Genomic DNA, 11898 nt, shown 5'->3' with positions numbered 1-11898 from the left:
GGTGACCGTCGAGGCGACGACCGAGCGGGTGCTGCGCCTGCTGGCGCTGCTGCAACGGCGACCGTCCTGGACGGCCGCCGAGCTCGCCACCGAGCTAGGGGTCACCGGCCGTTGCGTGCGCCGCGACGTGCAACGTCTGCGTACGCTCGGCTACCCCGTGCACGCGGTGCCGGGTGTCGGGGGCGGCTACCAACTCGGCGCGGGCACCCGGCTACCGCCGCTGCTCCTCGACGACGAGGAGGCGATCGCCACGGCGGTCTCCCTACGGCTCGCCGCCGGGGGAACGGTCGCCGGGGCCAGCGAGGCGGCGCTACGGGCACTCGCGAAGCTCGACCAGGTGATGCCGTCGCGGCTCCGCGCCGAGGTGCGGGCGGTGCACGGCGCGACGGACACCCTTCTCGGCCCGGTCGCCGAGATCGACGCCGAGCTGCTGATGACGCTCGCACGGGCCTGCCGGGACGCCGTGCGGGTCCGGTTCCGCTATTCCGCGCGTGACGGTGGGGACGATGCACGGACGGTCGAGCCGATCCGGATGGTCACGACGGGTCGCCGCTGGTACCTGATGGCCTGGGACGTCGACCGCGACGACTGGCGTACGTTCCGCCTGGACCGGATGCGGGCGGCGGTGGCCACGACCTGGCGCTTCCGGACGCGCGAGCACCCGGACCCGGTCGCCTTCGTGCAACGGGCCGTGACCGGGGCGCCATACCGGTATCTCGCCCGGGCACGGGTGCACGCCCCAGCCGACCGGGTGCGCGACGTGGTCCCGCCCCAGGTGGGGCGGGTCGAGGAGGACCGCGACGGGTGGTGTGTGCTGGCCGTCGGCGGCGACAGTCTGGACTGGCTCGCCGCGCACCTCGCCCGCCTCGACTACGAGGTCGAGATACTGGAGCCTCCGGAGCTGTGCGAGGCCGCCGCCCGACTTGCCGGTCGCCTTGCGGCGATGGCGGGTGCGGCTTCAGGGCGCAGCCGGTAGTGGCGCAGCGACACGGCGCTGCCGTCCGGGGCGGTCCATCCAGCCGTGCTGGTGCCGACGCACCGCCAGCCGGTGCGCTCGTAGAGGGCAGCCGCCGCGACACCACCGGCGGCCACCTCCAACACCAGGTCGGTGCCGCGCTTGTTCGCCCACTGCCGGGCCCGGGTCAGCAGCGCGCTGCCGAGCGCCAACCCTCGGGCGGCCGGCGTCACGAAGAGACGAGCCACCTCGGCCGCCGGCCGGCCGAGTGGGGCGCCCACCCGATCGGGGATCCGATGCACCGCGACGTGCCCGACGATGGCGGCGGTTGCGTCGAGCGCCACCCAGGCCCGCGCGGGGTGCGGCTCGCGCAGCCAGCGGTGCGGGTCGTCGGGCCAGTTCAGCGGGTACCTGTCGACCAGGTGAACCTCCGCGAGCGCCGCGACACATCCGTCGAGATCGGTAGCGCGCCGCCGGCGGATGCGCGGCGGGATCACAGGTCGTCGAAGGGGCGGGCGTAGCGGAACTCGCCCCGGATCGACTCGCGCCACGCGTCAAGCGGCCGGGCCATGAAGTACTGCGGTCCCCACGGCTGCGGCGGGGTGACGCCCAGCTCGACGGCGGGTCGGAACCCGAAGCGCGGGTAGTAGTCGGGATGCCCGAGCAGCACCACCAGCGGCTCGTCGAGCGCATCGGCCGCGCCGAGCACCGCGTGCATCAGCGCGCTGCCGACGCCGCGCCGCTGCCACCCGGGCAGCACGCCGAGCGGACCCAGGCCCAAGGCCACGGGCGCACCGCCGATGCGGCCGCGGGTGGCCACCACGTGCCCCACCACCTGGCCGTCCGAATCGGTCGCCACCAGGGAGTACGCGGGCAGCCAGCCCTCGTCGGCGCGCAGCGCGTCGACAAGGGTCGCCTCGACCGGCACGCCGTCACCGCTGTCGGCCTTGGCGAAGGCGGCGGAGTGCACCGCCCGGATGGCGTCGATGTCGGCGGGTGTCTCGCGTCTGATCAGCACCGCGCCACCATAGATGTGGTCTGTCGCCGGCTCCACGTGTTTATCGCTGGCGCCCCGATGAGCCGGCGGTCGCGCCGGCCGGCCGACGTGCGACGGGCCTGGCGGCTGCTGTGGCTGGCGGCTGCTGTGGCTGGTGGCCGTTGTGCCTGATGGGCGTCGTGGCGCGCGGTCGTCGTGGCCTGCGTGCGGCGCTTCGCGGACATGGTGGGGAGACCGTGGCGATCCGCGATCCGCGATCCGCGATCCGCGATCCGCGATCCGCGATCCGCGATCCGCGATCCGCGATCCGCGATCCGCGATCCGCGACCGGGGCGGCCGTGACCTCAGCCGACGGCGGTCGCTGACGGCGGGGCGCTGCCGCCCTGGGGCGCCTCCGGGGCCATCAGCCGGATGATCTCCGCCTGGTCGGCGGGCGAGGGTAGCCCCCAGTTGGGCTGATAGCCGTACACCTCGTGCAGTGGGGTGGAGCCGGTGCGGCCGTCCAGGATCTCCACGGCGTCCGTGCCGATCAGGCCGGGGTGTTCGACGCCGCAGGCTTCGGCGACCTTGGTCAGGTCGCGGCGCAGCGTCCGCAGGTAGTTGGCCGCCCGGACCGACTTCAACGTCGGGTCCAGGCCCCGGGCGAGCCACGCGTTCTGGGTGGCGACGCCGGTGGGGCAGGTGTCGGTGTGGCACTTCTGCGCCTGGATGCAGCCGATCGACAGCATCGCCTCCCGGCCGACGTTGACCAGGTCGCAGCCGAGCGCGAACGCCACGATGGCATTGTCCGGCAGGCCGAGCTTGCCAGCACCGACGAAGACCACCTGCTCGTGCAGGTCGTGCTCGGCGAAGATCTTGTAGACCCGCGAGAAGCCCTGCTGGAACGGGAGCGACACGGAGTCGGTGAAGATCAGTGGCGCGGCGCCGGTGCCGCCCTCGCCGCCGTCGATCGTCACGAAGTCCACGCCCCGGCCGGTGTCCCGCATCAGGGTTACCAGCTCCTGCCAGAAGCCCAGGTCACCGACCGCCGACTTGATGCCGACCGGCAGGCCCGTCTCGGCGGCCAGCAACTCCACCCAGTCGAGCAGGCTGTCGCAGTCGGAGAATTCGGCGTGCCGGGACGGGCTGACGCAGTCCTGACCGGCCGGGATGCCCCGCACGGCGGCGATCTCTGCGGAGACCTTCGCCCCGGGCAGCAGACCGCCGAGGCTCGGTTTGGCGCCCTGGCTCAGCTTGATCTCCAACGCCCGCACCGGCGCGCTGGCGACCAGGTCCTTCAGCCGGCCGAGGCTGAACCGGCCGTGCTCGTCGCGGCAGCCGAAGTACGCCGTACCGAGCTGAAAGACCAGGTCACCGCCGTTGCGGTGGTATGGCGACAGGCCGCCCTCGCCGGTGTTCTGTAGGCAGCCGGCGAGCGCCGCCCCCTTGTTGAGCGCGGTGATGGCGTTGCCGGAGAGCGAGCCGAAGCTCATCCCGGAGATGTTCACGACCGACTCCGGTCGGAACGCTCGGGCCCGTCCGCGTGCCGCCCCGAGCACCTTCGCGCAGGGCAACCGCACGTCGTGCCCGGCGGTCGGTGTCGACGGCGGCACGGCACGGCCGAACGTGCGGTGCTTGATGATCGGGTACCCGGGGGTGAACTCGATGTCGTTGTCGGTGCCGAAACCGAAGTAGTTGTTCTCCTGTTTGGCCGACGCGTACACCCAGCGGCGCTGGTCGCGGGTGAACGGCCGTTCCTCGTCGTTGCCGGCCACGATGTACTGCCGAAGCTCCGGCCCGATCGCCTCCAACAGGTACCGGGCCCGGCCGAGCACCGGGAAGTTGCGCAGCAGCGCGTGGTCGCGCTGGATCAGATCCCGCGCGGCGAGCGCCGCTACGGCGGCGGCGACCGCGGGTACGGCTCGACGGGCCCAAGTCATGCCCAGAACTCTTTCCGCCCGCACCGTTGGCCAAACCGGCCGGTCGCGCCGACCCGCTGGTCAGGACCCGGGCTGGGAGATGTTGACCAGCCAGCCGATGCCGTACTGGTCGACGCACTGGCCGAACTCCGCGCCCCACATCTGCATCTCCAACGGGACCGTCACCGAGCCGCCCGCGCAGAGCTGCTTCCAGTAACCGGTCAACTCGTCGTGGTTGTCGCCGCTGAGGCTGATCGTGATGTTGGTCCCGGGTTGGTACGCCATGCCGGGTGGGAGATCCGAGGCCATCAGCGTGAAGCCGTTCGGCGACTCAAGTTGACCGTGCATGATCTGGTCGGACAGCTCCGGGTCCGGGTTACCGAATTCGCCGAAAGTGTTCACCATCAGCTCGCCACCGAACACCTGGTGGTAGAACTCCAACGCCTGACGGGCAGTGCCGGGGAAATTCAGGTACGGGTTGAGTCGCGACTGCACAGCGCCCTCCTTGGTCCTGGTCAGCGGCCATCGTCGCAGACCGGCGGAGGGCGGACAACGAGGCGCGCCCGCGTTCGCGCTGGTGGCAGGCCCGGTGCGGTGCGGGTTGGACCCGCACCGCACCCGGTGGCTCAGCGGTGCCGGAACGACTCGCGGACCGACCCGCCGACGATCGTGCACCACGTGCTGGTGCTGAGCTTGCCGTTGCGGGGCAGGCCGTGCAGCGCCTGAAGGTCCTGCACCGCCGTGCGGGTGGCGTGGTCGTACGCCCCGGTGACGGTGACCGCGTACCCCTTCCTGGCGAGGATTTCCTGCACCGCCGTGACCGGCGCTCCGGCGGCGTGCTGGTCCAGCTCCGGCGCCAGCGTCTCCCAGGTTGGCGTGGTGAGCGTGGCGTCCACGTCCACCGGAATGCCGTTGCGGGCCTGCCAGTCCTGCACGGCCGCCACGGTCGCGGCGTCGAACGTGCCGCTGACGGTCACCGCATAGCCACGGTGGACGAGCAGGTGCTGCACCACCCGGACGGAGGGGGAGTTGACGAAGCGCCACAGGTCCGGCCAGCGGCGTGCCGGCACGTCACCGAGCTTGGTGCCGAGGGCGGCGTGCACCCGTCGCCGCAGCTCGGGGAACTGCCGGTAGAAGGCGGCGCCCGGGCAGTCGGTTTCGCGGAAGTCCCAGTGACCGAAGATGTCGTACGCGTGCAGCCCGTACTGTCGGCAGATCGCGACGCAGAGCTTGACCAGCGAGTCGGTCAGCGCCTTCGGCGGCGTCTCGGTGACGTAGGTGCCCTCGTTCTCGATGCCGATGGCCCGACCGTTCTCGCCCGGGCAGTGCGCCGCGGTCATCTGTCGGTCGCCGGCTTCGAGTCGTTCCAGGCTGCCCCGGCGGCCCTCCAGCACGTAGCCGCCACGGCTCACCGTGAAGTGCTGGCCGGTGTCCGACCAGCCGTTGCCGTCGATGTGCAGGTCCTGGCAGTCGTGGGCCAGCTTGACCGCCTGCTCGCGGGAGTAGTCGGTGACGTTCGGGAACGCCATGTGGTGCACGATGATCTTGTTGGTGGCGATGGCGCTGACCGACAGCGGGTCCTTCGGTGGGCGGGCGGCCCACTCGTCACAGCTGATGATCCAGTCCAGGTCGGTGCCCGGGGCGGCCTGCGCCGCGCGCGGGAAGGCGAGTTCGCTCCCGACGACGGCGACCGTGGCGGCGCCGAGGCCGGCCCGCAGCAGCGTCCGGCGATCCACTTCGGAATGATCGACGTGCATGAACATCTCCTCCTGCGGCCGAGGATGGGGGGGTGAAAAGTAGCGCCAGTGGCCGCACGTGTTCCGGAGAATATTGCCAAGACTCGCCCGCGCGCTAGACCCCGCTGCGTGTTTCCCGGCGAGCGGGTGGGGGTAGGTCGGGGCTGACCGTCCCGGCTGCCCTTAAGGAATGACCAGATGAGTGACAATGTCAGCGACGCGGTGGGCGACGCTCTCCGCTCGGTGATGCTCTTCCTGCCCAAGGCCGTCGCCTTCCTGGCGATCCTGGTGGTCGGATGGCTGATCGCCAAGGCTGCACTGAAGGTCGTGGAGAAGGTCCTCGAACGGGTGGGCTTCGACCGCGCCGTCGAACGCGGCGGCATCCGCCGTGCGTTGAGTCGCTCCCGGTACGACGCCAGCGACATCGTGGCGAAGCTCGTCTACTACGGGCTGCTGTTGTTCACCCTCCAGCTCGCCTTCGGCATCTGGGGGCCGAACCCGATCTCCGACCTGCTCGGCGCGGTGATCTCGTGGCTGCCCCGTGCCTTCGTCGCGATCGTCATCGTCGTGGTGGCCGCCGCCATCGCCAACGCGGTCAAGGACATCATCAACGGCGCGCTCGGCGGCCTGTCGTACGGCCGGGTGCTGGCCACCATCGCCTCGGTGTTCATCCTCGGCCTCGGTGTCATCGCCGCGCTGAACCAGATCGGCGTGGCCACCGCGGTCACCACTCCCGTGCTGATCGCCGTGCTTGCCACGATCGGCGGCATCCTCGTCGTCGGTGTCGGCGGTGGCCTGATCCGCCCGATGCAGAGCCGTTGGGAGTCGTGGCTGACCCGCGCCGAGCAGGAGTCGCAGCTGATCGCCGAGCACGCCCAGGCGTACCGGGCCGGTCGCCGCGATGCCGAGGCCGAGCTGGCCCGCGCGTCGACCGAGGCCGAGCTGGCCCGCGCGTCGACCCCGACCAGCGACGCGGAGGCGACCCAGGTGGTAACCCGGCCGTCCGACGCGGAGGCGACCCAGGTGGTGACCCGCCCGTCCGACACGGACGCTACCCAGGTCGTACGCTTCCCGGTCGACTCCGACGCGACCCAGGTGGTCGGGGGCGGCACGGACCGTGCGGTGCCCGGGCAGCGCGCCAGCGACGACGAGGCCACCACGGTCATTCCGCCGGTCGACCGGCGCTGACCCACCTAGCGGTACGGCGGGGCGGGGTCGATCAGATCCCGCCCCGCTTCGCGTCACCCGCCCGGCACTGCTCGGCACGCCGAAAACGCTGGCCGCAGCTGTGCGGGTTGTCTAGCATCGCGGGCATGACCTGGCGACATTGATCCGGCGGCGTAGGCCGATCCCGTGGGCCACCAGGGGCACCGAACGTCCGGTGTCCGTCTGCACTCCCACGGGAAGGCCCCATGATCTGCATCGCTTCGCGCGTGCCCGACCCGGCGGTCCGTCGGCTCACGGTGACCCTCTACGGGTACGCGTTCCTCAGTGACCTCGTCCTGCTCTACCCGCTGTACGTGGTGTTCTTCGCCGACACCGGGCTGTCGGTGGGGCAGATCGCGTCGCTCTTCGTGCTCTGGTCGGCCGCCGGCATCCTGTTCGAGGTGCCCTCCGGCGCCTGGGCCGACGTGCTGTCCCGCCGGCTGCTGCTGTGCCTCGCCCCGCTGGTGGCCGCCGCCGGCTTCGCGCTCTGGGTGCTGGCGCCGTCGTACCCGGCGTTCGCAGTCGGTTTCCTGCTCTGGGGCGCCGGTGGCGCGCTGGTCTCCGGTGCCCTGGAGGCGCTGGTCTGGACCGAGTTGGACCGGCTCGGCGCGGTCGGCCGGTACGCCCGGGTGCTCGGGCGGGCTCGGACGGCGGGCGTGTTGGGCGTGGTGGTCTCCGGAGTGCTCGCCGGGCCGGTGCTCGCCGTCGGCGGGTACCCGGCGGTCGGTGCGGCCAGCGTGCTCGCCTGCCTGCTCGCCACGATCGTCGCCACCCGGTTCCCGGAGCACCGCGCGCCGGCCGGCGCGGGCGAGCCGACCCCGGCCGACGAGGGTGACCCGGCCTCGACCGACGAGCGCGACCTGGGGTGGTGGGACACGCTGCGGGCCGGGGTGTCGCAGGTCCGCACCCGTCCGCCGGTACGGGCCGCCGTGCTGCTGGTCGCCGTGGTCGCCGCCGACTGGGGCGCCCTGGACGAGTACACCCCGCTGCTCGCCCTGGACACCGGCGTCGGGCCGCAGGCCGTACCCCTGCTGCTCCTGCTGCTCTGGGCCGGGGTGACCGTCGGCGGGCTGCTCGCCCCGGCGGGGGAGCGGCTGGGCGGCCGAGGCTACGCCGCGTTGCTGGGTCTGGTCGGCGTCGCGCTGGCCGGGGGTGCCCTACTCCGGCACCCGGCGGGGTTCGTGCTGCTCGCGGTGGCGTTCGGTGCCGCGCAGCTGGCCACCGTGCTGGCCGACGCGCGGCTCCAGGCCCAGATCACCGGTGGCAGCCGCGCCACCGTCACGTCCCTGGCGGGGATGGCCACCGACGTGCTGATCATCGTGACGTACGCCGGTTATGGCCTGCTCGCCACGGCGGCCGGCAACGCGGTGGCGTTCGCGGTGACCGCCGGGGCGTACCTCGTCGTGGCGCTGGTGCTGCTGACCCGCCGCCGTCGCCGGACGGCCGTGCCTACCGCCGTCGCCGCGGCTTCCACGCGTTGCCCGCAGTGACCAGGGCCCGGCGGCGGCCGACGGTGGCCGCCGTCGGGCCCGGCACTCAACCGGCCAGGTGCAGGAACGACCACTGATGGCCGTCGAGGTCCCGGAAGCCGCGCATGTACATCGGCCCGTTGGTCATCCCCGGCCCGAGTGACTCCCCACCGGCGACCGCCGCCCGGTCGACCAACTCGTCGACCTGCTCGCGGCTCGGCGCCGACAGCCCGACGATGACCTCCCGGCTGGTCGCCGTATCCGTGGCGGCAACCCCGGTGTACGCCTCGAAGGTCGATCGGAGGTGCAGCATCAGCCGGGCGCTGTCGGAGATCGTGAGCATCATGCTGCCCCCGTCCGGCCCGGCCTGGTCGCTGCTGAAGCCGATCGCCCGGTAGAACTCGGCGGCGGTGTTCAGGTCGCGCACCGGCAGATTGATGAAGGTCATGGTCATCGGTGGTCTCCGTTCGACCTGACCAGTATGTCAACGTGGCGAGCCGTCAGGGCTGGTCGCCGTCGAGGTAGACCCATCGGCCGTCCTCGCGGACGAACCGGCTGTGCTCCGTCATCGTGCCGGGCCGACCCGCGTCCCGGTAGTGGGCGTGGAACGTCACCGTGCCGGCGGTGTCGAGCAGACCACCCCGCTCGGTCTCGACGATCTCCAGTCGGGTCCACCGCTGTCCCGCTTCCAGCTCCAGCGAGGCGGGCCGGGTCGAGGAGTGCCAGCTGCGCAGCAGGTAGCCGGTGTCGCCGAGGGCGAAGGCACTGAACCGGGAGCGCATCAACGCCTCGGCCGTCGCCGCCGGCTTGTCGCCGCCGTGCGCCGGTGCGCAGCAGTCCGCGTACGCCTGGCCGGAGCCGCACGGGCAGACCCGTCCCGTCGTGGTGTTCCCCCGCCGACGTCCCGCACCCTTACCCACGTAGCCATCCTGCCCCACCGCCGGCCGGCCCCTGCCCCGCCCCGCGCGATCTTGCACTTCCTGTCGCGACATAAGTAACAAAAGGGGCGTATCGGCGACACAAAGCGCAAGATCGACGAGTCGAGGAGGCGGGGCCCGGGCGGGGTAGGGTGCGGGGGTTAGAGCCAGCCGGAGCGGCGGAAGAGGCGGTACAGGAACAGTGCGGCTGCCGCCATCAGGGCTACCGCACCGGCGTAGCCGTAGCGCCAGGCCAGCTCGGGCATGTGGTCGAAGTTCATGCCGTAGATGCCGGCGATGCCGGTCTGGGTGGCCGCGATGGCCGCCCAGGCAGCGATCTTGCGCATGTCGTTGTTCTGCTCGACGGCGAGCTGCGCCAGTCGCGACTGGACGATCGAGGTGAGCAGATCGTCGTACGCGGCCACCCGATCCACCGCCCGGCCCAGCCGGCCGTCCACGTCGACGAACCAGCGGTGCAGGGTGCGTGGCGGACCGTCGGGTTCGAGCAGCGTACGCATCGGCGCCTGCAACGGCAGGACCGCCCGCTTGAACTCCACCACCTCCCGTTTGAGCTGGTAGATGTGCTGGATGTCGGCGGAGCGGTCGCGGGCGAACACCGCCTCCTCGACCCGCTCCAGATCCCGTTCCACGTGCCCGGCCACCTCCAGGTAGGAGTCGACCATGCGGGCACAGACCGCGTAGGCCACGGCCCACGGGCCGGCGGCCAGCAGCGCGGGACGGCGCTCGATGTCGGCGCGGACACTGCGCAGCGCCCCGGCGGCGCCGTGCCGCACGGTGATGGCGAACCGGTCACCGAGCAGCACCATGACGTCCCCGGTGTCGATCACCTCGGAGGTGTCGGTCAGCTCGTCGTGCTCCACGTACCCGGCGGTGCGCAGCACCAGCAGCATGACCGAACCGTGGCGCTGCACGGTGGGCCGGTGCCCGTCGGCGAGCGCCTGTTCGACGGTCAGCTCGTCGAGGCCGAAGGTCTGGCCCACTGCGGCGAGCACGGCCGGGCCCGGGTCGTGCAGTCCCAGCCACACGAAGGCGTCGCGGCGGTGCCGCGCCTGGGCGTACGCGTCGGCGTAGTGCCGTTGACCGGGCTCCCGGCGACCGTTGACGTAGACGGCGCAGTCGACCACGGCGTCCGGGTTGGACCGGCGGGGGTTGGGGGAGTCACCCTCGACCCGGCCGAGCAGTCGACGGGCCAGGGCGCGTACGCCTCGACCGGCCCGGTCCCGTACCGGTCGTTGATCCACCGCATGCCTCCCCGTCGCCCGGCGCACCGCCCCGAGCGCGGTGTCCGCAGGGGATGGTGTCACCGCATTCTGCCGAGCAGGGTCCGGGCCCCGACAGTGGGGCGGAGACTCGGGCGGTGCGGGTGGCTCAGGCGGTGCGGGTGGCGAAGACGACGACGTTGTCGACGTAGTTGCCGGTCCCGGTGTCGAACCGACCGCCGCAGGTGATCAGGCGCAGCCCGGCGGCGTCCGCTGGGCCGTAGACCAGCGTGCTGGGAAAGTGCTCCTTGGGGTACGCGCGGACGTCGTCCACGGTGAACGTGGCGACCCGTGCGTCGGCGCGGGTGATCTGCACCTGCTGCCCGGCGCGGAGTCGGCCGAGGTCGAAGAAGGCCGCCGGGCCGGACGGCGAGTCGACGTGTCCCACCAGGACGGCGTTGCCGGTCTCGCCGGGGCTGACCCCGTGCCGGTACCAGCCGGCGAGGGTGGGCCGATCCAGTGGTGGCACCTCCAGCACCCCGGCCGCGTCCGCGCCGACCGGGACGATGTCGGCGCGGACGTCGATGGCGGGGATCCACACCCGGACCGGCGCGGCGTGTGGCAGCGGTGCCAGGTCCGGTGCGGGGTGGGTGCGTGCCGGAGCGTCGGCCGACGGTCGTGGTGGCCGCGCCGGGTCGGCGGTGAGGCCGACGGTGATCAGCCCGAGCCCGGTCACGCCGACCAGGGCGACCACGGCCGGTAGGGTCCGCCGCCACCACACCTGGGCACCTCCGTACCGAATTGTCGGGGTGCCCGCACCGGTGTCACCGGCGCGGGCACCCGTCTCAGGGATGGAACGGTCGCCGATCAGGCGACAGTGGACACCGGACGACGCCGGCGGATCAGGATCACCGCGCCGGCGAGGGCGGTGCCGAGCAGCGTGCCGCCGGCGGCGAGAGCGCCGTTGTCGCGGCTGTCGCCCCCGGAGCCGGCCGGCGCGCCGCCGATCGGGGTGACGGTGAACGTGGCGGTGCCGGCCGAGCTGCCGTCGCCGCAGGTCGTCGCCACCGTGTACGTACCCAGGGTGAAGCCGGCGGTGAAGAGTTCGGCGCTCAGCCCGCCGCCGGCGGCGGCCGTGGTGGATCGGACGTTCTGGTCGCGGTTGGGGCCGGTGACCCGGAAGAGGGCGTCACCCGACTTCGGGTTGCAGGTCGTCGCGGTGAGCACGACGGTTCCACCGACCGGGGTGGTGGCCGGTGACACCGTGGTGTCGGCCAGTGCGGCGCCCGGCAGCAGGAGCGTGCCGAGGCCCACGCCGAGCGCCGCCGAGCAGAGTACTGTTGAGACCTTCATACGCGTCTTCCCTCACTTTTCGTCCGCTGACTGCGTGGGACGTCGTTCGGGTGGCCAACTCCGTGACTAGCACCGGTGTGCCCAACACTAGGTGGGTTGGGTCCTCGATCAGGTGAAAATGAGAAACCTTCGTTGCCGTCACGTGTC

At 72.2% G+C, this 11898-nt stretch carries 13 protein-coding genes; 3 read left to right on the top strand and 10 right to left on the bottom strand.

Features of this window, described 5'->3' with window-relative positions; translation table 11 throughout:
* The first annotated feature begins 1 nt into the window (after position 1).
* Positions 2-976: a helix-turn-helix transcriptional regulator gene (locus tag IF46_RS35415; RefSeq protein ID WP_030491948.1), complete on the top strand. Its 975-nt coding sequence runs from the start codon at positions 2-4 to the stop codon at positions 974-976.
* On the opposite strand, the gene IF46_RS35410 is transcribed toward IF46_RS35415, so the two are convergent.
* The 5 genes from IF46_RS35410 to IF46_RS0130915 all read right to left on the bottom strand — a co-directional run bounded on the left by IF46_RS35410 (position 871) and on the right by IF46_RS0130915 (position 5607).
* On the bottom strand, positions 871-1452 hold the full coding sequence (locus tag IF46_RS35410; RefSeq protein ID WP_030491947.1) for a GNAT family N-acetyltransferase: 582 nt from the start codon (positions 1450-1452) through the stop codon (positions 871-873). The genes IF46_RS35415 and IF46_RS35410 overlap by 106 nt on opposite strands.
* Complete coding sequence (locus IF46_RS0130930) at positions 1449-1973, bottom strand: GNAT family N-acetyltransferase (protein ID WP_030491946.1); 525 nt, start codon at positions 1971-1973, stop codon at positions 1449-1451. The genes IF46_RS35410 and IF46_RS0130930 overlap by 4 nt, the downstream gene beginning before the upstream one ends.
* Positions 1974-2296: 323 nt before the next feature.
* Positions 2297-3871 carry an FMN-binding glutamate synthase family protein gene (locus tag IF46_RS0130925; RefSeq protein ID WP_030491945.1) on the bottom strand — a complete coding sequence of 525 codons (1575 nt, stop codon included), beginning with the start codon at positions 3869-3871 and terminating at the stop codon, positions 2297-2299.
* A 60-nt stretch (positions 3872-3931) separates the two neighbouring features.
* The gene (locus tag IF46_RS0130920; RefSeq protein WP_030491944.1) at positions 3932-4345 is read right to left on the bottom strand and encodes a VOC family protein; all 414 of its coding nucleotides are present in this window, start codon (positions 4343-4345) and stop codon (positions 3932-3934) included.
* A 131-nt stretch (positions 4346-4476) separates the two neighbouring features.
* A complete protein-coding gene (locus IF46_RS0130915) occupies positions 4477-5607 on the bottom strand; it encodes an N-acetylmuramoyl-L-alanine amidase (protein WP_030491943.1) in 1131 nt (376 codons plus the stop codon).
* A 177-nt stretch (positions 5608-5784) separates the two neighbouring features.
* Between IF46_RS0130915 and IF46_RS0130910 the strand changes: the two genes are divergently transcribed.
* Both IF46_RS0130910 and IF46_RS0130905 read left to right on the top strand, forming a co-directional pair.
* A complete protein-coding gene (locus IF46_RS0130910) occupies positions 5785-6774 on the top strand; it encodes a mechanosensitive ion channel family protein (RefSeq protein ID WP_030491942.1) in 990 nt (329 codons plus the stop codon).
* 224 nt (positions 6775-6998) lie between these two features.
* The gene (locus tag IF46_RS0130905) at positions 6999-8282 is read left to right on the top strand and encodes an MFS transporter (protein WP_051724282.1); all 1284 of its coding nucleotides are present in this window, start codon (positions 6999-7001) and stop codon (positions 8280-8282) included.
* Between the two features lie 46 nt (positions 8283-8328).
* Here IF46_RS0130905 and IF46_RS0130900 read toward each other — a convergent pair whose 3' ends face one another.
* From IF46_RS0130900 to IF46_RS0130880, 5 genes are all read right to left on the bottom strand, one after another.
* On the bottom strand, positions 8329-8715 hold the full coding sequence (locus IF46_RS0130900; protein ID WP_030491940.1) for a VOC family protein: 387 nt from the start codon (positions 8713-8715) through the stop codon (positions 8329-8331).
* Between the two features lie 46 nt (positions 8716-8761).
* On the bottom strand, positions 8762-9181 hold the full coding sequence (locus IF46_RS0130895; RefSeq protein WP_030491939.1) for a YchJ family protein: 420 nt from the start codon (positions 9179-9181) through the stop codon (positions 8762-8764).
* A gap of 158 nt (positions 9182-9339) precedes the next feature.
* Positions 9340-10440: a magnesium and cobalt transport protein CorA gene (locus IF46_RS0130890; RefSeq protein WP_030491938.1), complete on the bottom strand. Its 1101-nt coding sequence runs from the start codon at positions 10438-10440 to the stop codon at positions 9340-9342.
* A gap of 127 nt (positions 10441-10567) precedes the next feature.
* Positions 10568-11179 carry a class F sortase gene (locus IF46_RS0130885; RefSeq protein ID WP_030491937.1) on the bottom strand — a complete coding sequence of 204 codons (612 nt, stop codon included), beginning with the start codon at positions 11177-11179 and terminating at the stop codon, positions 10568-10570.
* A gap of 86 nt (positions 11180-11265) precedes the next feature.
* Positions 11266-11751, bottom strand: a complete 486-nt coding sequence (locus IF46_RS0130880) for a hypothetical protein (protein ID WP_030491936.1) — start codon at positions 11749-11751, stop codon at positions 11266-11268.
* Between the last annotated feature and the right edge of the window lie 147 nt (positions 11752-11898).

The organism is Micromonospora chokoriensis (assembly GCF_000718555.1).
In the GTDB taxonomy this organism is placed as follows: Bacteria; Actinomycetota; Actinomycetes; order Mycobacteriales; family Micromonosporaceae; genus Micromonospora; species Micromonospora chokoriensis_B.
This window is presented reverse-complemented; position numbering and strand designations above follow the sequence as displayed.

What these genes read in the sequence shown, in the direction of transcription:
- IF46_RS0130925 (WP_030491945.1), bottom strand. Translation starts at nt 3,871, where the DNA reads ATGACTTGGGCCCGTCGAGCCGTACCCGCGGTCGCCGCCGCCGTAGCG.
- IF46_RS0130880 (WP_030491936.1), bottom strand. Translation starts at nt 11,751, where the DNA reads ATGAAGGTCTCAACAGTACTCTGCTCGGCGGCGCTCGGCGTGGGCCTC.
- IF46_RS0130915 (WP_030491943.1), bottom strand. Translation starts at nt 5,607, where the DNA reads ATGCACGTCGATCATTCCGAAGTGGATCGCCGGACGCTGCTGCGGGCC.
- IF46_RS0130905 (WP_051724282.1), top strand. Translation starts at nt 6,999, where the DNA reads ATGATCTGCATCGCTTCGCGCGTGCCCGACCCGGCGGTCCGTCGGCTC.
- IF46_RS0130900 (WP_030491940.1), bottom strand. Translation starts at nt 8,715, where the DNA reads ATGACCATGACCTTCATCAATCTGCCGGTGCGCGACCTGAACACCGCC.
- IF46_RS0130910 (WP_030491942.1), top strand. Translation starts at nt 5,785, where the DNA reads ATGAGTGACAATGTCAGCGACGCGGTGGGCGACGCTCTCCGCTCGGTG.